Raw genomic sequence first — 22,174 nt, 5'->3', positions numbered from 1 at the left:
ATAACTACCCTATAACAGCAAGGGGATAGACCGATCAGCGGCATTACTAAGGAGATTGGAACATTTAGTTTCTGAGACTTTTAAAGAATGGGCCAATTGATTAATCTCTACATGCCACCTTGTTGCTGTTAAATAAATCTTTTATGATGAACCGAAGTTTTAACTTAAATTCACAATTCGGTTTAACCTGTTGTCTAAAGCAATTAGAGTAAAAACAATATGCCAATCCAGGATAACTATCAAAGCACGGTCGCTGTAGCGGAAGCGCAGCCTCAGGGCGCTGTTTCGCCCCTGGAGACTTCCCCTAAATTAGCAGACATTCAAGCCTGGTTAAAAAAACACTTGGCAACTTCCTTGGAAATGAGTCCAGAGGAAATTGATATCGATGTGGATTTCATTGATTACGGAATGAACTCTGTAGAAGTCGTCAATATTTCCGGTGAACTAGAACATTTTCTGGGTCGCCGTTTGGATCCCATGCTGGTTCTAGATTATTCCAATATTCGTGAATTATCAGAGCACCTAGTAGCCGATAATGAAGGCAGTTCTCCCACTACTTCAGCATTACCCGCAGATGCCGATGAACTCCTATCCAAATTGGATGTACTGAGTGACGATGAAGTAGATGGCCTGCTGAACGCGATGTTGTCAGAGCATAATGTTGCCCATGAGTAATTCCTCTAATTCCCTGGATCATCTCTCCGCAGAAGAAAAGCGCGAATTGCTGGCGGAATTATTGCAGAAAAAAGCCGACGCCGAACCTGAGATTCCTCCCGAGCACTATCGCTTCGATCTCTACCCTGAATATCTCCAGCTCAAAGAGCAACAAGCCCAACTGCAGGCGAATGATATCCGCAACCCTTATTTCTCTGTCCATGAAGGGATTGCCCGAGATACCACCCGCATTGATGGCAAAGAGCTGATCAACTTCTCCAGCTACAACTATTTAGGACTAGCCGGACATCCGACGGTTTCTGAAACCGCTAAACAAGCCATTGATCGCTACGGCACTTCGGTGTCAGCCAGCCGCCCCGTTTCTGGTGAGAAACCCTTACATTTAGAGCTTGAGCAAGGAATTGCAGACTTTATTGGTGTAGATGACGCCGTTCTCTATGTCGCTGGTCACGGTACCAACGTCACAACCATTGGGCATTTATTTGGCCGTAATGACCTGATTCTTTACGATGCCTATAGCCACAACAGTATTTTTCTTGGCTGTATGCTGTCGGGCGCTCGGGCCATGTCCTTTGCCCATAATGATGTAGCCGATCTAGAAAGACTCTTAAAGCAGCATCGTCATCGCTATCAGCGAGTTCTGGTGGTGATTGAAGGGGTCTACAGTGCCGATGGCGACATTCCTGAATTACCTAAATTTATTGAACTCAAAGAACGCCACAAGGCTTTTCTGATGGTGGATGAGGCTCACTCGATTGGTGTTTTGGGCGAGCATGGTCAAGGCATTAGCGAGCATTTCGGCATTGACCCTAAAACCGTTGATATTTGGATGGGCACCCTGAGTAAGTCCTTTGCCAGCTGTGGCGGATATATTGCCGGTTCTCAGCCCCTGATTGAATACCTCAAATGTACGGCACCGGGATTTATCTATAGCATTGGCATTACCCCTGCCAATACGGCGGCCTCTTTGGCGGCGTTGCAGGTGTTGAAACAAGAACCTGAACGCGTGGCTCGGCTCCATGCTCGGGCTCAGTTGTTCCTCGACTTGGCGAAAGAGAAAGGACTCAATACCGGTACTAGTCATGGTTCAGCGGTGATTCCCGTGATGGTGGGTGAGACCCTCAAAGCCCTGCATTTGTCGCAGCAGCTATTTCACCAAGGCATTAATGTTCAGCCGATGACCTTCCCGGTGGTGCCCCAAAACGAAGCTAGACTCCGCTTTTTCCTCAGCAGCACCCATACGGAGGCGCAAATTCGCCAAACCGTAGAGACCCTTGCCACTGCTCTAGCGCATATAGAGACTGAAATCCCTGCCTAATTGGGGGTGCCCATATGTCTGAAGTAGTATGGATTGCGCGGCATGGCCATCGGCAAGATTATGCTGACTTAGGCTGGCGCAAACAGGCAGACCGTCCCCATGATCCAGGCCTTTCGGCTGCAGGGGTTGTGGAGGCCCAGGACTTGGCCCAGTGTCTTAAGGCAGAATCCATTGCGCATATCGTTGCTTCCCCTTTTTTACGAACCGTTGTGACAGCCGCCCATACAGCAACGGAGCTAAATTTGCCCATCCACTTAGAGGCTGGGTTAGGAGAACATATGAGTTCCCATCTGTTCAAAAGCCGTCCCGAACCACTGCCTGTCGGTGAAATGGCCGATCGCTTCCCTCAGGTTGATCGACATTACCAGAGCCAAATTATTCCGCTTTTTCCAGAAACGGAAGAAGAAGCCCTCGCTCGAGCCGGAGAAGCACTTCAGCAATTGGTGGGCACCTTTTCAGGACCGTTGCTGATTGTTACCCATGAGTTAATTGGCAAGGGAGCGGCTTGGGGGCTGATCAATCAACGCCCTCCCGTTCGCTTTCCCACCTGTGGGTTAACCAAACTGGTTCGTGAACAGGGAGAATGGAAGATGGCTTTTACGGGCGAAACCTCCCATCTCAGCCAGCCTCGCCACCCGATTCCAGAGATATGGAATTATCTATTACGGCAAATTGTTCATCGCTAAGGGTGAGGGTTCCAGGGCAATTTCTATCGTTAAGGACAATCTTTGAGTCAGCGAATGGACTTTAATCAGCGCCATGTCATGATTACGGGTGGATCGAGTGGCATTGGTAAAGCCACTGCCTGCCTCCTTGCCAATCAGGGAGCCAATCTCTCTTTGATTGCTCGTACACCGAGTCAATTAGACGTCGCAGTCCAAGAAATTACAGCGGCTCAGGTCCAGTCAGACCAGCAGGTTATAGCGCTCACAGCAGATGTGGCTGACCAAGAAGCCTTGACCCAATCTATCCAAACTGCAACGACTCAACTGGGGCCACCCGATGTTTTAATTACCGCTGCAGGCATGGCTCGTCCTGGCTATTTTCAAGAAATACCGCTAGACGTTTTTGAGCAAACGATGGCGGTCAACTACTTTGGCACCTTGTATGCGATCAAAGCGGTTTTACCCCTTATGGAGGAACGTCAGCAAGGGCATATTGTGTTGATTTCATCAGGGGCAGGATTGGTGGGACTCTTTGGCTATACCCCCTACAGCCCTAGCAAGTTTGCCCTGCGGGGGTTGGCCGAATCTTTAAGGGGAGAACTGAAAGGGACTGGGATTGGTTTATCGATTGTTTATCCCCCCGATACCGATACACCCCAACTGGAAGCAGAGAATAAAACCAAACCTCCAGAGACCAAAAATATCACCGCCTCGGCGGAGATGTGGCAGCCGGAAGCTGTGGCCCAAGAGATTGTCAAAGGGATTAAACACCAACAGTTTGTGGTGGCTCCTGGTTTGGAAATGGGGCTATTGGCCAAGCTGCACAGTGTTTTAGCCCCAGGGCTGAACTGGTATTTTGATCGGATTGTTACGAAGACGAGATCGCAATCCTCTTAATGGACGTTTCTAATCCCAAAGACCTGAACCTGAACCGCTTGCAGGAGTGCGATCGCAGTTTCCATGATTGGTATCGCTTTATCTTGTCCTTTCCGCCCCATTTAGTTCGCACCTATATCAATAAGTTTGGTCTGACTGAAAAAAGCACGCTGCTAGATCCCTTTTGCGGTACCGGGACGACCATTGTAGAAGCCAAGAAGCAGGGTATTCCTGCCGTTGGCACCGAAGCGACACCCATGTCCTGGTTTGCTTCTCGGACGAAAACCACCTGGACTGTTGACCCGGATCAGGTGCGAAGGGCAGCAGAACGGATTTGCGATCGCATTGCTGCCGACATTACACCTAAAAATACAACCCACCTAAAAAAGCTGGCACCAGACGCGCGATCTCTCCTGCTTAAAAACTCCATTGGCGATCTGCCCCTCCATAAATGTCTGGTCCTGCAAGAGGCTATCGATGCCGAACCCAATCTGCCACTACGACATCTTCTTCAGCTCGCCCTTGCCCATACCAGCGTCCACACCGCCAGCAACCTCCGATTTGCCCCAGAAGTGGGTATTAGCCGCCAGCGAAAACAAGATGCCCCTGTCTTGACGGCTTGGCATCAGCAGGTTTTGGCGATGGCAGCGGACTTAGCAACCATTGATTGCTCCCCTCCAACGATTTGTTATCACCAAGATGCTCGAGATTTAACCCGAATTCTGCAGCCAGAATCCATTGACGCGGTGATTACCTCTCCCCCTTATCCCAATGAAAAAGACTATACCCGCACTACGCGGTTAGAGTCCGTACTGCTGGGGTTTCTCAAGGATCCATCTGACTTAAAAGCCTACAAACAGTCGCTGCTGCGCTCCAATACCCGCAATGCCTTTGCAGCGGATCGGGATGATTTATGGGTGGCAAATACACCGCAAGTCACCCAGCTCGCTGCCACCATCGAACGCCGCCGACTAGAATTGGGCAAAGATTCTGGGTTTGAGAAGTTATATCATAGGGTCACCTCCCTCTACTTTGGGGGCATGAAACGCCATTTTGCGAATTTGCGCCCCATCCTCAAGCCGGGAGCCCAACTAGCCTATGTTGTTGGTGATCAAGCCTCTTTTCTCCAGGTTTTAATTCGTACCGGAGAGCTGTTGGCGGCCATTGCTGAAGAACTTGGCTATACAGTCCGGGACGTAGAGCTGTTTCGAACTCGCTTATCCAGTGTCACGGGCGAACAATTACGGGAAGAAGTCGTTTGGCTGGAATGGCCAGGGTATGAGCGGCTGTCCTCCCCCTAAGCACAGATGGACAGCGAAATGCTAGCAACAACATCAACCCCGTCCGATCAGGGGTCGCAAGAACAGTGGGCCTTGACCCTTTCGATTATGGGATCCGCCGTCTTTGCCGTTCTGGGTGGGGTGTTTGGACTCTATACTCATTCTGGCGCGATCTTGCTGGATGGGTTCTATTCCCTGATGACCATGACCATGAGCTTTGTCAGTCTCAAGGTGGCAGCCCTAATCCAGGAAGGTCCCAGTCGGCGTTACCAGTTTGGCTATTACGGCTTTGAACCTTTTATTAATACGATTAAAGGCATCATCGTTCTATCGGTTAGTTTATTCGCCTTTGTATCCGCGATAGAAGACTTGCTACATGGTGGCCGAGATCTCGTCGTGGGCCTGGCTTTGGCCTACGCGACCCTATCAACGGTCGGGTGTTTTACCTTTGCCATTTTGATGCATCGCTATGCTCAACGGTTAAACTTACCGTTGCTGGAGGTGGAAGCCCGAGACTGGACAGTAGATGGCTGTATCAGTAGCGCGGTAGCGTTGACCTTTGTGGTGACGTTGTTGCTGCAAGACACCTCCTGGAATATTTATCTTTCTTACGTTGACCCGCTGCTGGTTGCCATACTGGTGCTGGTAATTATCCCGTTGCCTCTACGCACCGTATTTGAAGGCGTCAATCAGCTACTGGGCGTTGCCCCAGAAAGTGAGCTGGATCGTGAGATTCGCAAGACCATTTCCCAAGTCGCCCGTATTCAAAAACACCCCATCGATCGCTTTCATTTGCAGATGATGGTGCAAGGACGGGTGTTATATGTCTTTATCCAGATCTTGGTCCCTGCTGAGTTTGTGGTTGATCGGGTGCAAGAGCTAGACCAGTTGAGGCAGAAATTTGCGGATGCGATCGCAGATTTACATCCATTTCCAGAAGTCGATATCGTATTCACGGAAGATCCCTATTGGCTCAAAGATGGCCAATAGAAAGGACTTTTGACTCTTTAAGTGAAGTATGGAGGAACATGAGTTAAGATTATTCCCTCTCATTAACAAGGAGAAGTATGGCAGCTGTCCATCCATTGAATTTCTAGATGAACTCAAAGATTAGACTTGCTGATTCGTCCAAACGACTGAAACTAGTTACTCCATTCATAACCCAGAATCTTAAAGCTACCGTCTACACAATTTTGAATAGGAAACTTAGCAATATTCTCTAAATACAAAATTATTGAAGCTATATCGTTACTCAAATCAGGAAGGGGACGATTCAAATCCGCTTTTGGATGTTGAACTGCGTTTGGGATCAGTACAAAATCTATTTCTCTAAATGGAATGTATGGAGATGGCATTTCATCTCTAAATCCGAGCTCATTTGCTTTATATGGCCCTGGAATGCTGTCCAATAGCAGAATTCGCTCATCATTGACGAACTTTAGATATAATCCATGGATATTCCCGGAATAGCTGACAAGAGCGTTGAACAGTTTACGCCACTTTGCATCACTCATATAAGCAACAGCTGCAGAAGCTATTTTCCAGTTAATACGTTCCTGTATCTCATCTGGATGGTTCATGAAGAACGTAAAAAAAATCACTTTAGAAGTTCGCTTTATATCATTAACAGTGTTTCTTATCTTCTTCTATTCTCTTTGAGAGCATGAGCTGTCACTTGATTACTCCCGAGCACCAAAGTTATTTAAGAACTTGCCTAGCTGAACTGCGAGTTAACTGGGCTGAATACTGTAAGCCACCAATATATTCTCAACGTATCAGACCTCTTGCATAATTCAGCTAATCGATATGGTAGAGGGCTAAAATCTGAATCAGATCGCAGCATTTTTTTCATAAGTAGCACCTCATGAAACGAGTATTGCAAGAGGTCTATTAAAGGAGCGACAGGCCAATCACAATATTTTTAGCTTTAACGGTTTAGCTATCAATACCATGAATTATCAGCAACCAGAATTCTAGACTCACCATTATTAGGGGAAATCCAATTCCGGCCAAACCAAGCCAGCTCCCCATATTCGCGAAGGCAACCATAAGCTTTTTTTTAGGATCGGTTTTATGCAATCGCACATGGCAGTATTGCAACCAGCTAGAACAAAGACCGATGATGATAGATCCAATAATTCCTAAAGGAGCACTGATCAAAACCCAAGTCAGGGTTTTATTTTCCCCAGTGATCAGTGTGAAGTTGGGCAAGAGAATAAAGCTAAATCCTTCGAGAATCACCCAAACTACTAAGGCACTCAAAATATCCTGCTGAGTGAGAAAAGAATCAATTACTTGAACGGGGGGCTTAGGTTTAGTTGGAGCCATATTCCCTAGTTTGTATTGGATAAAAGGATTGTCAAGTAGCCAAATCATATCTATTTGGCCCTAACAACAGGTTTCCCATTCACTTGTCAGATTTGACACGGTACGTTACAAGGAAGAGTAGTTTGATTCGGGGAGAGCCTGAATGGCACAAGCAGTTTGGAATGGTGTGGTTGTGGCTGAAAGCAACCAATGCGAAGTGGTAGAAGGGAATCAATATTTCCCACCCGATGCCATTAAATCTGACTATTTCAAGGCCAGCGACACCCATACGACCTGCCCTTGGAAAGGTGTTGCTAGCTATTACAGTCTTGAAGTGGACGGTCAGGTCAACAAAGATGCCGCTTGGTATTATCCTGATCCTAAAGATGCCGCTAAGAATATTAAGGGGTACATTGCTTTTTGGAAAGGCGTGCAGGTGACGGCCTAATTGGGTTGTATTGGGCTGTATCCCAAGTAAGCTTTCCTGGCTGGTTTACTCTGACACTTCTCGAATGATAGTGGCATCGATTTCGACTAACTGATCGGCATACCCTAACTGAGCAACACCTAACAATGTTGCAGGAGGTACGTTCCTGTTAAACCACTGTTCGACAGCACTCCAGGCACTCGTAAGATTGGCAGCTTCGCCGACCACATAAATGGTGAGCTGCTGAATATCGACTTCGCTAAATCTATGCACGATCAGAAGCTGCCGAAGATTAGCTAAGCATTGAGCTGCTTGAAGGGATGGATCAGATTGACCCACCAGTTGGGCACTGGAATTGTGCGGAACTTGTCCAGCCACAAATAGCTGGTTGCCCACTTGTTTGGCATAACGATAGTTTGATGTTTTCGGGAGTCCCGCTGCTTCTTCTGCGTCATTCATTACTATCTATCAACATCCGAATCCATTTAAATCGCGATATGAATAAACGCGATACCCCTCTTCTTGTTGAAAACCGTTAGGTGTCCATCCCTTCGCCAAGATTCGGTCCGTGATAATTGCCATGTTGATGCCAATCTTATCCATGAGCGATTCTGAGATGGGTAATTGAAATTCAGCAGCTTCGCCAGAAAACGTGTCTATCTTCTGTAAAACCGCTTCAACAGTTGTGATGGGTTGCATGCCTGATGTAAAAGTTTTGCTTCTTAATACCCTAACGCTTATTCTCCGGTTGAATAGGGTGGAACTTGGGGCAGAATGAGCTGCATGATGGTAACATCTTGCCAACGATCAGCAACATGTCCAACCTCTTTTTGCACGCCGACCATCTCAAAACCAAAGCCTTTGAAGAAGAAAATGTTGTCATCATTTGTCGCGGAATCAAACACTTGCACCTTTAATCAACTCAGGACTTACGCATTGAAATAGACTCAGTAGATCGTAAAGGTCAAGAAATGTCGTAAACGATGGAGTCTGTATTAGACTTCGCGTCCTTAATAAATTATCGACTGCTATGTTGTCAGCAATAACAGTATTGTTGCTATCAAACTAAGGTCAAAATGAGGGCAAATCCACCTGGTGAAATATCTGGTCCATCTGCTAAACGCCCACCCCGTAAGAGAAGGGCTTAATTCTCACTCTTGAAGGCGTATCCATCATAACCTCAAAGAGGGAAACGCCATCAGCGATGCTCAACATTCCGGAGAAGGACCAAAGTATGAGGGTTACAGCTTTAACTGGCAGTGTCCAAAGGGTAACCACACCCCCGGATAGAAGAGTCTGGAGTGAATGAGTCAGTATCATTTGAGAATTACCTGAGGTCGTCCTTGATGGGTTAGACGGCAAAACGAAGCTAGAGCTAAGTATTCAATATTTTTTACTGCTTTTGCAATCAAAAAGCTTTTTATCTTAATTTATGCAGGATAAGCGGAGAAAATTCCCAATTTATCTCACGCCAACTTTTTCTTACATAATTTAAACATGTTCCACAACAAAAAAATAGTTTGGGGTCCTGCTGCTATTTGCTGAGTTAATTTCTCCTCCATCAATCGCGTGAAGGTTCAACCTGATTGATGTTCACTTTGGGAACCCCCATTTCTTCGAGTCAAGCTAAATACTTAAGGTGCAAGGTTTGAGAGGTTTCAGCTCTATGAGTAGGGTTTTAGTTATTGGCGGAGGGGGGCGCATAGGGCAAAGTGTCGCATCTGATCTTGTAAAGCAACCAGGTGTTGATGTTACGGTTACCAGCCGGGATATACAAAGCACTCAAGAGGCTACTGGCCTTGGCTCAAATATTCACGCTGTGCAGTTAGATTTGGATGACTGGGTGACATTGGAGGATGCGATCGCATCCCATGATCTCGTCATTCACTGTGCCGGTCCATTCCATGATCGCGATGCCCGAGTCTTGAAAACCTGTATTCAACACCAAGTTAATTATCTGGATGTCAGCGATCATCCTTCTTTTACAGAAAAAGCACTTCAGTATCAGGGGCAAGCCCAGGCTGCAGGGGTTACCGCGATCATTAACACAGGGGTTTTCCCAGGGATTTCCAACAGCATGGTCCGCCAAGATGTGGAAGCGTTGGATCAAGCCGATACCATTCACCTTAGCTATGTCGTCGCTGGTACGGGAGGTGCTGGAGTGACGATTATGCGCACTACTTTTCTGGGATTAATTGAGTCGTTTCCTGGGTGGCTCCAGGGGAAATGGCAGCCCATCCAGCCCTATAGTGGTCGGGAAACGATTACGTTTCCCTCGCCCTACGGTCGGGTCAATGTCTTTTGGTTTGATGTGCCGGAGCGACTCACCTTACCGCAGACGTTTCCCGTACAGTCTGTCATCACTAAATTTGGATCAGTTCCTGAGATTTATAACGGGATTACCTGGGCTTTAGCCCATTGGATGCCTAAAGCTTGGCTACAAAACCGACGCATGATTGAATTTCTATCCTGGGGCGGCTTTGTGACAACACAATTTACGGATCGCTTTAGTGGTGTGGGTGTCGCCATGCGCTCTGCCGTAACGGGTATCCGGCTGGGGAAGCCAACGCAGGCTATATCTACATTGGTGTTGCCTGATACTGCGATCGCAGCTGGATACGGTACAGGTAGCATTGCCCAACTGATTCTGACCCAGGCGTTAGAGAAACCTGGGGTGTGGCCCGTGGAAGCTGCTGTGCCGACGTCTTTATTTCAGCAAACCATGGCCCAACGCCAGGTCCAGATTGAGCAAGTGATATCTCCTATTTCGTGAACTGCAAACCTTAACGGGAGATTACAAATTGCCTGATCGGCCTTAGTCTCAACCAACGAGGCGAAATTTTAGGATTAAGATGGTGAGAAACTGACCTGCCCGAATCCTTCCCATTGCGTCAATCTAGGATCAAAGTTCTGTGGTGAAGATTACTCAACGTCGCTCCCTTGGCCTCCAGTCTGTTTATGATATCGGTCTTGCCCAGGATCATAATTTTGTGATTGCCAATGGCTGGGTCGCGGCCAACTGCTTTAATAAATCTCACTCCACCGCCTATGGATATGTCACCTATCAAACGGCCTATTTAAAAGCCAACTACCCTGTTGAATATATGGCGGCCTTGCTCACCGCCAATAGTGGTGACCAAGATAAGGTGCAGAAATACATCGCCACGGCCCTCAGCATGGGGATTGAAGTGGAACCGCCTGATATTAACCGTTCTGGCGTGGACTTTACTCCCTTAGATAAAAATATTCTATTTGGCCTGTCTGCGGTCCGTAATTTGGGTCAAGGGGCCATTGAAGCTATTTTGGCGGCTCGGGATGAGGATGGGGGATTTGAGTCCTTAGCAGAGCTTTGCGATCGCGTTGATCCACGAGTGGTTAATCGGCGGGCCTTAGAAGCGCTAATCTATAGCGGTGCTCTGGATGCCTTTGACACTAATCGCAATCAGTTAGTCCATGATTTAGAACTCATTCTGGAATGGGCTCAGTCGCGGGCGAAGGATCGAGCTATCGGCCAGGGCAATCTCTTTGACATCATGGGCGGCGAAGGCGATGCACCTACCTCTTTAGAGACAGCCCCCAAGGCTGAACCCGTTGAAGATTTTCAAGAATCCGAAAAGCTGAAGCTGGAAAAAGAAATCCTCGGCTTCTATATTTCTAATCATCCCTTGCGAGAAATTGAGCGGCCTGCTCGGCTCATGGCTCCCATCAGTTTGGCGAATTTAGAAGAGCAGCCAGAAAAAACGACCGTCAGCGCCATTGTGTTACTGACGGAAGTCAAACCGATTATTACCAAGAAAGGCGATCGGATGGCGATCGTGCAGATGGAAGACTTGTCGGGGAAGGCAGAAGGCGTCGTCTTTCCTCGAAGCTTTGAGCGGATTGGCGAATATATTGAGACAGACCTTCGCCTGATGATCTGGGGAAAAGTGGATCGGCGAGACGATCGCATTCAGATCATCGTTGAAGATGCCGAGCCGATCGAAGAGGTGAAGCTTGTTATGGTGGAAATTCCGGCCCAAGATGCCGGTAATATCCAGCAACAGCAACGGCTCAAGGAAATTTTGCGACAGCAGGCTGGAGAGGAAAACGCCGCCAAAGTATCCGTCATTGCCAAAATTAAGGGAGATGAAAAAAGTCAATTGGTTCGTCTGGGGTCCCAATTTCGAGTCCAAAATGAGCATATGGCGGTTCAAGCTCTTGCCAGCGCTGGCTTTCGAGCATCCTCTTCGGTATTGGTTGACTTAAAAACCTGAAAAAAATATTTGTGGATAATTTTAATTTCGCAAAAATATGCATAATATATCTGGTGGACATGAATATTTCACCGCTAGACCTAGGCATATGCAAATTTCTGCGCCATAATTGGCTTTATAGGCTGGGGGTATCTAGCATACAAACCAAATCTGCAAGAGAACGCCAATGAAAAACCTATTGACTGGAGCAGGTGTATCCCTACTAGTAACCACTATTGCCTCTTTCGGGTCGGTGAATGTCAGCCTTGCCCAAGAAACTAGTATTGATCCACAATCTCTACCCGGAAACTATGGGCTTGTCCGCTCTTATGATGGCCAGAATCTAGAGGTTCGCCTATTAGACGGTACCCAAAAAACCTACTCAGTTCCTGAAGGTACTTCTCCAGCCTTAAAGCAAGGCGATCTGATTGGGTTTGATCTTGATAAAGAAGGCACTATGGTGTCTAATGTCCAGCCCCCTGTTGTAGACGAAGTCATTCGCGGTACAGTTACGGATGTCGATTTAGAAAGCGAAACCGTTACCCTTTTACCGGAAGGCGCTGACGCACCTATCGACACACGAGTGTCCCAAAGCACGATTTCTCGCTTAGGCCTAGAACCTGGCAAAGAAATGATGGTGACCAAATTCGCAGACACTTGGGCTACGAAGGTTTGTCTACCCAGAGCTGCAGCTCCTGTGGTTGCCCCGCCCGTCCAAGAGCCAATTGTTCCTTTTGGTGGTGCTGAGCCTGACCCCATTCCCTCTGAGCCTATTCCTGCCTTGTGGTAGTTATGGTTTGAACGGATAGAGTCAACCTCCAAACCTAAACTTATATGATTGAACAGGGATAGACTAATAGGCTATCCCTGTTTTGGTTTGAGCTAGTTTTATGAAACAGCTATTGATTGGGATGATTCAGGTGTATCGACGACTGATCTCCCCTCTTTTCCCTCCTTCCTGCCGCTTTCATCCTACTTGTTCTGCTTATGCCATCAAAGCCATCTCTACTTGGGGAACGTTCAAAGGCAGTTGGTTAGCCGCTAAACGGATTTGTCGCTGTAATCCCTTTCACCCTGGTGGCTACGATCCTGTGCCAACAGTTGCTACATTATCGGATTCAGCTCATTCTGAAACGATTGATTCTGAGGCAGATCAGGGCAATAGCCCTCACGGTTCTGAGTAAAGCTTGAGTTTCATGAAGTAAGATTACAGTTAATGTAGTCTCTACTACTTGAGAAAAGATTTGCTAACAGAAGATCGACCGTTAATTCAACTTGAGGACTTTAAACAGCCCTTAAAGCAGGGACCAGACCAACGATGGTCTGCCATCGCCTTAGTGGCTGGAACCACGGTTGGGGCAGGTATTTTAGCCCTACCGGCCATGACTCACCCCGCTGGATTTCTGCCCTCAACGGTGATGCTGATGGTGGTCTGGGTGTATGCCCTGGTGGCGGCCCTGTTGCTGGCTGAAGTCAATGTCTTTTGTATGCGCCGATCGGGGCAGGCCAATATGGGATTGCTGGGGATGGTCGAACGTACCCTGGGTAAACCTATCGCTAATGTAGCGGGGGGCGCCTATTTGTTCCTGCACTATGCGTTACTCGTTGCCTACCTATCTCAAGGGGGAGATATTCTTTCCGGTGGGTTGGCTCATCTTGTGGGTGGAGCGGTTCCTAGTTGGATAGGACCCTCGGTATTTGCCTTGATCTTTGGGGGACTTCTGTATTGGGGAAGTGATCATCTGGTCGCCAAGTTTAACAGCACCTTTGTCGGAATCGTAATTATCACGTTTGTGGCTTTATTGGTGCTGAGCGGTACTCAGGTTGATCCGGGAGAATTAGTCCATCAAAACTGGCCCGCCATTAGTCCTGCCATCTCGGTCATGTTAGTGGCGTTGTTCTATCACAATGTAGTGCCGGTGGTAGCAACCCAACTGGAGGGAGACTTAGGCAAAATCCGCCAGTCGATTGTGGTGGGTTCTGTGATTCCCTTGCTGATGTTTCTCATTTGGAATGCAGTCATTTTGGGAAGCATAGGGGGCCTAGCTAGCTTAGGCGCTAGCAGTGAAGTGTTTGACCCCTTAGAAATACTGCGCAACAATGCTGACTTACCGGGGTTGAGTATCGTGGTATCGGTGTTTTCGGAATTTGCGATCGCAACCTCGTTCATCGGCTTCACCTACGGGCTACTAGATTTCCTCAAAGACGCGTTTCAAGTCCGGGAAATAACATCCGACAATCGCCTCCCCTTTTATTCGATTGTTTTTCTCCCCGCCTTGGGCCTGTCCACCTTAAATCCCAATATCTTCTTTACGGCCCTTGATTATGCGGGAGCCTTTAGTATTTCGGTTCTAGGGGGAATCTTACCGGCGATCATGGCCTGGACGTTACGGTATCGTTCTCCTCTGCAGACTTCACCCCAAATGTTAGTACCAGGAGGCCGGGGGACGCTGATTATTATGGTGGTTCTGGCCGTGGCCGTGATTGCCATCCAAATTTCAACGATGGTGACGGCTTAAAGTTATCTTTTTTCCTACTCCTTTAAGAATGTTTGGTATTTCCGACAATTGGGAAATCTAGTGGCTAAGATTGAAATAGCCTACTAGGTGTACTCAGTAATGCTGACCCTGTATTGGTCTTGTTTTCTGATCGGTGGTGTTTTTGTTTTTCTAGCTGTTATTGGTGGGATTGATGGAGTTGAGTTTGAACTAGATGAGTTAGGACTAGACTCAGATGTAGAAATCTTTGATCAAAGATCTCGTTCCTCCTCCACCTTCGACTCCATCTCTAAGAAACACCGAAAGTTCCCCTTACTAGGTCTGATTAAAAGCCTCAAATTCTGGACCTTTGGCAGTTGTTTTTTTGGTCTAACCGGCGTCCTGCTGAGTACATTACAAATAGGGTTGCCGACCCTAGCGATTACGTTGATCGCCATGGCAATGGGCCTGTTCTGTGGAACGGCCATGTCTGGGTTACTCCTATACCTCCAGCATCAGCAAACGGATAGCCTAATTAGCCATGATGATTTGGTGGGGTTAGCAGGCACGGTTGAAATCCCCTTTGATGCCCAATCCCGAGGCAAAGTCCGCTTAAAAGTAAAGGGTAGCATCCTGGAAGTTGTAGCCTTTACCGATGGCAATGGTTCTTTTCGGCCCGGTGAGCAAGTGGTCGTCGTGGGTACCCAAGAGAACAGAGTTTGGGTCGTCTCTAGTGATTCGTTTAATCAGCCGCCAGATGCGTTGAGCAGCGGTCAACCCTGAGTTTTAGCGTTTTTTGCAACACCTAGTAGCGAATTTCTGTTTTGTGTTGTCGTTACATTGTTGTGTTTTTTGACATGGTAAGTAGCAGGAAATTTCAATCTATGAGTGAGTCTGTTGATCAGCCCATTTGGGAGCAATCCCAATTGATTGCCCAAGTTGAATCTTCAACTAGAGTGAATCAGGAGGAAGCTGGTATACCTGCGGCAGTGCCGATTGCGGTGTCCATTTTTGGTGTCATTCTGGTCGTTTGGTTTCTCAAGAATTTTTTGCGAATTTGCAATCCCAATGAAATCTTGATTTTATCGGGGCGCAAACATCGCACTAAAGACGGTCAAACCGTTGGCTATCGGGTTATTTTTGGGGGCCGAGTGATTTCGATTCCCATCTTGGAATCTGTCAAAATCATGGACATGACCACCATGCCCGTCCCCGTTGAAGTCAAAAATGCCTATTCTCGGGGAGGGACACCCCTCGATATCCAAGCCATTGCCAACGTCAAAATCTCCAGTGATCCGGCGGTGGTTGGGAATGCCATTGAGCGATTCCTCGATCGCGATCGCAAAGAAATACTTCGGGTGGCCCGAGAAACCTTAGAGGGAAATTTGCGAGGTGTGGTGGCTTTGCTGACCCCCGAACAAATCAACGAAGACCGACTGGAATTTGCCGAGCGCATTGCCCAGGACGTCTCGCGAGAACTGGCAAAGCTGGGGTTACAGCTGGATACCCTCAAAATCCAGAGCGTCGCCGATGAGGTTGATTATCTTAGCTCCATCGGTCGGAGACAAATTGCCCAGATTGTCCGGGACGCCGAGATTGCCGAGTCCAACGCCATGGGAGAAGCTGAGCGGATTGAAGCTGACTGTCAGCAGCAGTCAGAAGTCGCTCAAACCCAGGCCCTAGCCATTGTTCAGGAAAAGCAAAACGAGCTACGCAAAATTAAAGCGGAGCTAGAACAGCGAGCCAAATCTGAAGAAGAACGAACCATTGCTGCAGGGAAAGAAGCCCGCGCCCGGGCCGAACAGCAACTCCAAGCCATGCGGGCCGATTTAGAGCGGTTGCGCCTAGAAGCAGATGAGGTGCTTCCCGCAGAAGCCCAGCGGCAGGCCAAGGCATTGCAGGCTCGAGGAGAAGCAGCCAGCTTAGGAGAAAACGCCAAAGCCGCAGCCCAAGTCAACGATATGTTGTCCAAGGTCTGGGAAGAAACCGGGACGGATGCTTCAGAAGTCTTCTTAATTCAGCAAATTGAGATGGTGCTGCAACAGGCAGCAGAGATTCCCAATCGGGTCAAATTAGAACGGATCAATGTCATTGATAACGGGGATGGACAGTCCATTGCCAGCTTGGTAAATGCTTACCCAGAAATGGTGCGACAATTCCTCGAGCGGGTCGATCAAACCCTCGGCATTGACGTCACTGGCACCCTGAAAGCCCAGCATGAGGATAAAGGAGAGTAGACATGGAATTAGTGATTGCCCTGTTGGGCGTGATGGGGTTAGGAACGGGGGCCGTTGCTTTAGTTATCCGCAATCTCCTGTATATTTGCCAGCCCAGTGAAGTCCTTATCTTTGCGGGGAGTACTCAGCGATCCGCCGATGGAAAGCGGGTCGGGTATCGCCTCGTCAAAGGTGGTCGCAGTGTGCGTAAGCCCTTGCTGGAAAGGGCCTTACGCATGGACCTCACCAATATGATTATTGACTTGCGGGTTTCTAATGCCTATTCCAAAGGGGGCATTCCGCTGCAGGTGGAAGGGGTTGCTAACATCAAAATTGCTGGGGAAGAACCTACCATTCACAATGCCATTGAACGACTGTTGGGGAAAAGCCGCAAAGAAATTGAGCAAATTGCCAAGGAAACCCTTGAAGGCAATCTACGGGGCGTTTTGGCTAGCCTAACCCCTGAGCAGGTGAATGAAGACAAAATTGCCTTTGCCAAAAGCCTACTGGAAGAAGCTGAAGATGATTTAGAACAGCTGGGGTTAGTCCTAGATACCCTACAGATTCAAAATATTTCTGATGATGTGCGCTACCTAGATTCCATTGGTCGCAAACAGCAAGCGGATCTGCAGCGAGATGCTCGGATTTCGGAAGCGGAAGCCCAGGCCGAATCCACCATTAAAGCCGCCGAAAATGAACGGATCACGTCTCTCAAGCGATTAGACCGCGACATCGGCATTGCTACTGCTGAAGCGGAACGTCGAATTCAGGATGCTAAAACCAAGCGCGGCGCGGTTGTTGCAGAATCCGAAGCCGAGATTGCCTCAGAGTTAGCTCGAATTCAAGCGGAGATTCCGGTGCAACAGGAGCGGATCAAACAGGTGGAACAACAGCTCCAGGCCGATGTGGTGGCCCCTGCCGAAGCGAAATGCAAACGGGCCATTGCCCGCGCCCAAGGAGATGCAGCCCAGATTATTGAGGATGGCAAAGCCCAGGCAGAAGGCACGTTGCGACTCGCAGAATCCTGGCAGAAAGCAGGTAGTAGCGCTCGCGATATTTTCCTATTGCAGAAACTGGAAGTACTGCTCTCGACCCTAACTGCTACAGTGCCGGATGTGACGGTTCAAAATGTCACAGTTGTGGATACAACGAATGGCGGAGGCGCGACGAAAGCCGCTGCATTTCTAGAGCAGATTCGCCATACCACGGGTATGGATATTGCGGGGGCAGTCCAGAACATCGTCAAATCAGACCCTGCTCCAAAGCCCATTGAGCCGCAGATGTCAGAAAACGACTTTATCGCTTTGCGTGCCGATGTCCAGAATGTTCTAGGAATCGTGGCCCAATCGAAGTTGGGTGGGATTCAGGCCGAACGTTCTGTAGAGGCAGCAGTCAAAATGGATACTTCCCTGCAAAAGCGTCTTCAACGCGCCCTGCAGGCCGGGGGGGATGCTGCCATTGAAGCTCTCTTTGAGCATCCTGTGATTCGCATTCCCTCACGGATTGTTGAGGCCTGGATTCAGGAGGATGATTAATTTCTCCTGTTCTCACCACAAGGCCTGAGGGCCATTGATAGAGGCAGATAAGGGGCAAATTGTCCCATCGGCCAAAACCATTGGGAATACTAAGTTTGGCTGTCTCCGAACTTAGTATTCGCTTTTGTGAGCCGTTTAGACACTATTCTTCCTCCCTTGGCATCGGCAGGATCCATAGATGAATCGAGCCCTGTAGCGGAAGACTTAGCCGCAGGCTCATTCGCTGATCGGATACAGACCCTGGAGGCAAGTCAACCCCCGTCTGACCTGTCTCAGTCGTTTGCTCTGAATGCAGAAGAAGAGCAACGATTCTCCTGGTTGGGAATTCTGGCTAAAAACGCAACCTTTACGGCTAAAACTGCCGCGACTCTGTGGTTCTGCCCCATTACCGAGGCTGAAGTGCTCTTGCAGCGATGGGTTGAACAGCAGATCCTCATTGAACAGCAATGGTCCCAGTCCAGCCTCAGTCCTTTTCCGCATATTTACCAACTCCCCGTCTCTTTGCAGCAGGTTGCCTATGCTGGCTTACTGCAATTGAACCAGCTTGATGCGCGGGAAGCTCATGGGGTTCTGGTGGAGCGCTATCAGGCCCTTACCCATAAACGGTTGTGGCATACCCTGGAAGATGATGGTTATATTCATGCCCATTTAACCTGGCACTTGCAGGCCGCGGATCGCTGTGATGAAATCCACATTCTTCTGCAGGAAGAAGCGGAGTCCGGGGCAAATGGTTGGTATGAAGCGTGCGATCGCAACGGCTATACGGCTTTCTATTGCCGGGATGTGGACTTAGCGTGGCAACTAGCAGAGGAGCAATACGAGCAATCCCCCACTCAAGCCATTCAATTGCAGTGTCGCTATGCCATGATGACGGTTGCTCATCACCGTGTGGTTCGTCGACTACCAGCCCCTTTGATTGGAGCCTTTGTCCGCCAACAAGTCTGGACACCGACCCAAAGCATTACCTATTTTGAGCTGATTCAAGACTCGCAACATCAATTTGAGGTTCTGCAGGGCTTAATCCCAGCTCTGCCCACCACCTATCACCCCTATATCCTCTCAGTTATCCAACGTCAGTCTCATGCCGCCCACCAAGCGCAGTTATTGTGCCTTCTAGCTCCCCTTTTGGAGGCAAGGCTATTTCCAGAGCTGTTAAAAATCATCCGATCCTTACCGGCTGATTTTTACAAAGCGATTGTGCTGCGTGAGATATCAGCCCAGATACCCACTTCCCTGTTAGATCAAACCATCACCATTGCCCAAACCCTTTCCCCGTCGGATGAAATGGTTGCTGCCTGCGGAATTGTGACCCGTTGGCCCCAAACCACTTCCATTTACTTGAATCAGCTAATCAATCGCCAAACGGGTGAAATAGAAGAGAGTGTTTGTTCAGAATTCTTGGTGGCAATTGCACCGACGATTTCTAATGCTCAAAAAGCGCAGGTCTTGGAAGTCATCAATTCTATTGACCAACCCGCTACAAGGGCTAGGCTTCTCATTCACCTACTTCCCCATCATCTTGGTCTGCTTTCGGTGACCTTTCGCACAGTATGTTCCATTGAGGATGAACGATCTTGTGCATTCGCCCTCAGCAAAATTGTTCCATATTTAAGTGAAGTTGAAATTCAACTTGCTTTGAACATATTGGAAAAGTTTGAGGATCCACTGGCCTACAGCACTGTCCTTCCCCCCATTTACGAACATCAATTTGCAGCTAACATTACGACCAAACTGCTCAAAATAATCAACACTTTGCCGGATGAACTAGACCGGGGGCAAGCGTTGGGAACTCTTTACCCCCATTTCTCCCCATCGGTCCAAAGCGAAGTGCAAGGTCAGATTAGTGCTTTCACCAATCCAACAGCAAAAGTACTCTCCATTTGCCAACTGGCCAGTACAGAGACATCTACTCTGCCCACGGCACTTCACTGGTTGTCGCAATGCCAAGATAGCCAGCTTCAATTTCGAGCCTACTGGACTTTAAGTCAACAGCGTCCCAAACTGCTGCCTGCGGCATTGACAGCGGCCTGCCAAATCACCGATATAGATGCCCAGATATTGGCCTTTCAGCAGTTAGCCCCACTGTTAACCCATGAGCAGATTCAGCATGTCTTAGCCATTGCTCAAAAAGTAACCAGCAAAGACAAACAGCAGAGAATCCTTGAAATTGTGATTCCCTACTGTTCTCCAGGATTACTGTTAAACATTCAGGCACTGAGGAGCCCACACCCTAAGAATCAGGTTTATACATCAGTCATAAGTACCCTTAAGGCTCAACTGACCTCCTCAGGGTTGAAATTAAGTCCATGGGAAGCCAGAAAAAGGACCCTGGATTCTCTCAATGCCTTGCTTCCCAATGACCTATTGGGGCAGACCCTGGCTGCTACCTTTGAATTTACCGATAAAGTCGATCGCGCCAAGTCCTTAAGCCGATTGCTTCCTCAAATTCACCCTTCGCAGATCGATTATTCTCAGTGGTGTAAAATCCTACACCAATTGACCGCACTCGATTACGATGCTTTTCTTCTCAATATTCCCAAGCTCAGTCCATTGATGGAATATTTAGCAAGGCCCGAGATTCTCCACTGCACTGTGCAGAATATGGAGTTAATTCATCGACAATGGCAGCACTAGTTAGAACAACCTGCTTCCTAACTGAAATAGACTTTGTATTTATTGTAGAGCGCAATTCCTGGAATCGTAGTTCCAAATTCCTTCACCCGTTTATATTTTTTGGGATTATATTCATTGCGTAGATTTTGGGCGACGGTAAAGTGTCGATACCACTCTTCAAGCAGTACTACTAGCTCCTGAAATTTAGGATAAGCCGTTTTATATTTTTCTTCTAAAGCGACATACTGCAGCATCCGACCAAAGGTTTTGGGGTTAACCAAGGGTTCTGGCATGCCGATTATTTCACCCAATCGTTGAAAGGTTTCATAATGGGCAATCACTTCCGTATTGAGGATGCCTAAGTCATGCAAGTCCAATCGATCTAATCCATCAATAATATTGGCTACCGTATTGAGCATGGAATAGTTGGTCATTTTATGGCGTTTAAAGGAACGCAATAGCCGAAATCCAAACCGATGCTTGGTGATTGTCTCTAAATTTTGATGATATTGCTGTAGTACTTCTTTCCCCACCTCTGTCCGGAGTTGCGGTTGGACCTCAACAAATTTGGCCTGTAAGCTCTCTAGAAACTCAGCCTGAGGAACATTGCTTTGAAATAAAGCCTCGACATAGTCATACAAGAGCCCATGTTTAGAACCATAGAACTTAAACTCCATGCGTTCCAGAGCTACAAATGTGTTTTTGGCTGAAATACCCGCATGCAGCAACTGTAGATATCGATCTAGATTCTCATATCCTTCATGGCCTTCCGCAAACGCTCGCTTAAGCTTCACAAAAGCAAGGAACTCAGGATTTCCATATTTGCCATTGTCAATAGACAATGCTCGCTTCACCAATTTATTGATTGCCTGTAAAGCATCCGTATGGGTTTTAAGGACTCGCTCAGGGACTTCTTCTCTCTTTTGCCGTTTGATTAAAGAGCCCACGCGCTCTGTCATACTCCGGTCACCGACTAGAGGCCGATTCCACCAAGCTCGGTGTTGTTTTTGTTGCTGTGTACTATTTTCTTGGTCTAAAAAAGCCATAGTGGATACCTATTCGCAATCTTCTTCTCTCTTCGGTTAAGAACCCAATTACGGGATCGTTAGAGAGGAGCACTCAGATTTATGGATATGTGGAGCTACACAATGATTCCCAATTTAAGATACACAGATTTTAGTGAGAACTATCATGAGTACTGTCATGATAGAAAATCAGGATTTAATTATCAATCTAGAGAAAAGTATATTTACTTTATTTTAAATCTGAGATGAATCTTCAAAGTACCTTTTTTTGTTCTTGCAATCTATGCAATCTCTCTAAATAACCAGCCTGATTAAATTGATAGTTAACCCCTAGCTCAGTTTTTATCCTCAGTGAAAATTATTCAGAAGACTTAAATCTAGTGGTTATGCATGAGTCAATTAGCCATTGCTCTTCAACAAAGATACAGAAAAGTCGATAAATATTTATATATAAATACATATAATTGAAGTTATTTTGGCTTAAACTCTTAGATAATAAAAAAACTATTAAGAAAGCGCAATCTATCA

General features: G+C 47.6%; 22 protein-coding genes. 16 read left to right on the top strand and 6 right to left on the bottom strand.

Annotated features, from left to right (window positions below):
* Positions 1-219: 219 nt before the first annotated feature.
* The 6 genes from ON05_RS23485 to ON05_RS23460 are packed head-to-tail and all read left to right on the top strand — an operon-like array spanning position 220 to position 5,804.
* Entirely contained in the window at positions 220-675 is a 456-nt protein-coding gene (locus tag ON05_RS23485) for an acyl carrier protein (protein ID WP_010477129.1), read from the top strand.
* The gene (locus ON05_RS23480; RefSeq protein ID WP_010477131.1) at positions 668-1,993 is read left to right on the top strand and encodes an aminotransferase class I/II-fold pyridoxal phosphate-dependent enzyme; all 1,326 of its coding nucleotides are present in this window, start codon (positions 668-670) and stop codon (positions 1,991-1,993) included. Before ON05_RS23485 ends, ON05_RS23480 begins: the two co-directional genes overlap by 8 nt.
* Positions 1,994-2,007: 14 nt before the next feature.
* Positions 2,008-2,679, top strand: a complete 672-nt coding sequence (locus tag ON05_RS23475) for a histidine phosphatase family protein (RefSeq protein ID WP_010477133.1) — start codon at positions 2,008-2,010, stop codon at positions 2,677-2,679.
* Between the two features lie 54 nt (positions 2,680-2,733).
* Positions 2,734-3,555 (top strand): SDR family oxidoreductase, encoded by an 822-nt coding sequence (locus tag ON05_RS23470; RefSeq protein WP_010477137.1) that lies wholly within the window; start codon positions 2,734-2,736, stop codon positions 3,553-3,555.
* On the top strand, positions 3,555-4,835 hold the full coding sequence (locus tag ON05_RS23465) for a DNA methyltransferase (RefSeq protein WP_010477138.1): 1,281 nt from the start codon (positions 3,555-3,557) through the stop codon (positions 4,833-4,835). Before ON05_RS23470 ends, ON05_RS23465 begins: the two co-directional genes overlap by 1 nt.
* A gap of 18 nt (positions 4,836-4,853) precedes the next feature.
* Complete coding sequence (locus tag ON05_RS23460; RefSeq protein WP_139025989.1) at positions 4,854-5,804, top strand: cation diffusion facilitator family transporter; 951 nt, start codon at positions 4,854-4,856, stop codon at positions 5,802-5,804.
* A 152-nt stretch (positions 5,805-5,956) separates the two neighbouring features.
* Here ON05_RS23460 and ON05_RS23455 read toward each other — a convergent pair whose 3' ends face one another.
* Positions 5,957-6,394, bottom strand: a complete 438-nt coding sequence (locus ON05_RS23455; protein WP_139025991.1) for a hypothetical protein — start codon at positions 6,392-6,394, stop codon at positions 5,957-5,959.
* Positions 6,395-6,749: 355 nt separating this feature from the next.
* A complete protein-coding gene (locus ON05_RS23450; RefSeq protein WP_262562319.1) occupies positions 6,750-7,142 on the bottom strand; it encodes a hypothetical protein in 393 nt (130 codons plus the stop codon).
* Positions 7,143-7,284: 142 nt separating this feature from the next.
* Here ON05_RS23450 and ON05_RS23445 point away from each other — a divergent pair, with 142 nt between their 5' ends.
* The gene (locus ON05_RS23445; protein WP_010477146.1) at positions 7,285-7,569 is read left to right on the top strand and encodes a DUF427 domain-containing protein; all 285 of its coding nucleotides are present in this window, start codon (positions 7,285-7,287) and stop codon (positions 7,567-7,569) included.
* Positions 7,570-7,614: 45 nt separating this feature from the next.
* Here ON05_RS23445 and ON05_RS23440 read toward each other — a convergent pair whose 3' ends face one another.
* The 3 genes from ON05_RS23440 to ON05_RS23430 are packed head-to-tail and all read right to left on the bottom strand — an operon-like array spanning position 7,615 to position 8,453.
* Complete coding sequence (locus ON05_RS23440) at positions 7,615-8,007, bottom strand: RidA family protein (RefSeq protein ID WP_010477148.1); 393 nt, start codon at positions 8,005-8,007, stop codon at positions 7,615-7,617.
* A gap of 9 nt (positions 8,008-8,016) precedes the next feature.
* Positions 8,017-8,247, bottom strand: a complete 231-nt coding sequence (locus ON05_RS23435; protein ID WP_010477150.1) for a hypothetical protein — start codon at positions 8,245-8,247, stop codon at positions 8,017-8,019.
* 38 nt (positions 8,248-8,285) lie between these two features.
* Positions 8,286-8,453: a GNAT family N-acetyltransferase gene (locus tag ON05_RS23430; protein ID WP_175307261.1), complete on the bottom strand. Its 168-nt coding sequence runs from the start codon at positions 8,451-8,453 to the stop codon at positions 8,286-8,288.
* Positions 8,454-9,214: 761 nt separating this feature from the next.
* On the opposite strand from ON05_RS23430, the gene ON05_RS23425 reads away from it, so the two are divergent.
* The 9 genes from ON05_RS23425 (at position 9,215) to ON05_RS23385 (ending at position 20,642) form a co-directional block, all read left to right on the top strand.
* Complete coding sequence (locus tag ON05_RS23425) at positions 9,215-10,321, top strand: saccharopine dehydrogenase family protein (protein ID WP_010477156.1); 1,107 nt, start codon at positions 9,215-9,217, stop codon at positions 10,319-10,321.
* Between the two features lie 139 nt (positions 10,322-10,460).
* Positions 10,461-11,801 carry an OB-fold nucleic acid binding domain-containing protein gene (locus ON05_RS23420; protein WP_010477157.1) on the top strand — a complete coding sequence of 447 codons (1,341 nt, stop codon included), beginning with the start codon at positions 10,461-10,463 and terminating at the stop codon, positions 11,799-11,801.
* Positions 11,802-11,967: 166 nt separating this feature from the next.
* Positions 11,968-12,570, top strand: a complete 603-nt coding sequence (locus tag ON05_RS23415; protein ID WP_010477159.1) for a hypothetical protein — start codon at positions 11,968-11,970, stop codon at positions 12,568-12,570.
* A 100-nt stretch (positions 12,571-12,670) separates the two neighbouring features.
* Complete coding sequence (yidD, locus tag ON05_RS23410; RefSeq protein WP_010477161.1) at positions 12,671-12,964, top strand: membrane protein insertion efficiency factor YidD; 294 nt, start codon at positions 12,671-12,673, stop codon at positions 12,962-12,964.
* Positions 12,965-13,024: 60 nt separating this feature from the next.
* Complete coding sequence (locus ON05_RS23405) at positions 13,025-14,299, top strand: amino acid permease (protein WP_010477163.1); 1,275 nt, start codon at positions 13,025-13,027, stop codon at positions 14,297-14,299.
* Positions 14,300-14,398: 99 nt separating this feature from the next.
* Entirely contained in the window at positions 14,399-15,040 is a 642-nt protein-coding gene (locus ON05_RS23400) for a DUF1449 family protein (protein WP_010477165.1), read from the top strand.
* Between the two features lie 101 nt (positions 15,041-15,141).
* Positions 15,142-16,494 (top strand): flotillin family protein, encoded by a 1,353-nt coding sequence (locus ON05_RS23395; protein WP_010477167.1) that lies wholly within the window; start codon positions 15,142-15,144, stop codon positions 16,492-16,494.
* Positions 16,495-16,496: 2 nt separating this feature from the next.
* Positions 16,497-18,008 (top strand): flotillin family protein, encoded by a 1,512-nt coding sequence (locus tag ON05_RS23390; protein WP_010477169.1) that lies wholly within the window; start codon positions 16,497-16,499, stop codon positions 18,006-18,008.
* 126 nt (positions 18,009-18,134) lie between these two features.
* Entirely contained in the window at positions 18,135-20,642 is a 2,508-nt protein-coding gene (locus ON05_RS23385; protein ID WP_010477171.1) for a hypothetical protein, read from the top strand.
* Positions 20,643-20,659: 17 nt separating this feature from the next.
* Here the strand turns inward: ON05_RS23385 and ON05_RS23380 are convergent, their stop codons facing one another.
* Entirely contained in the window at positions 20,660-21,667 is a 1,008-nt protein-coding gene (locus ON05_RS23380) for a hypothetical protein (protein WP_010477173.1), read from the bottom strand.
* Positions 21,668-22,174 lie beyond the last annotated feature (507 nt).

Origin of the sequence: Acaryochloris sp. CCMEE 5410 (genome assembly GCF_000238775.2) — a bacterium.
Lineage (GTDB): Bacteria > Cyanobacteriota > Cyanobacteriia > Thermosynechococcales > Thermosynechococcaceae > Acaryochloris.
This window is presented reverse-complemented; position numbering and strand designations above follow the sequence as displayed.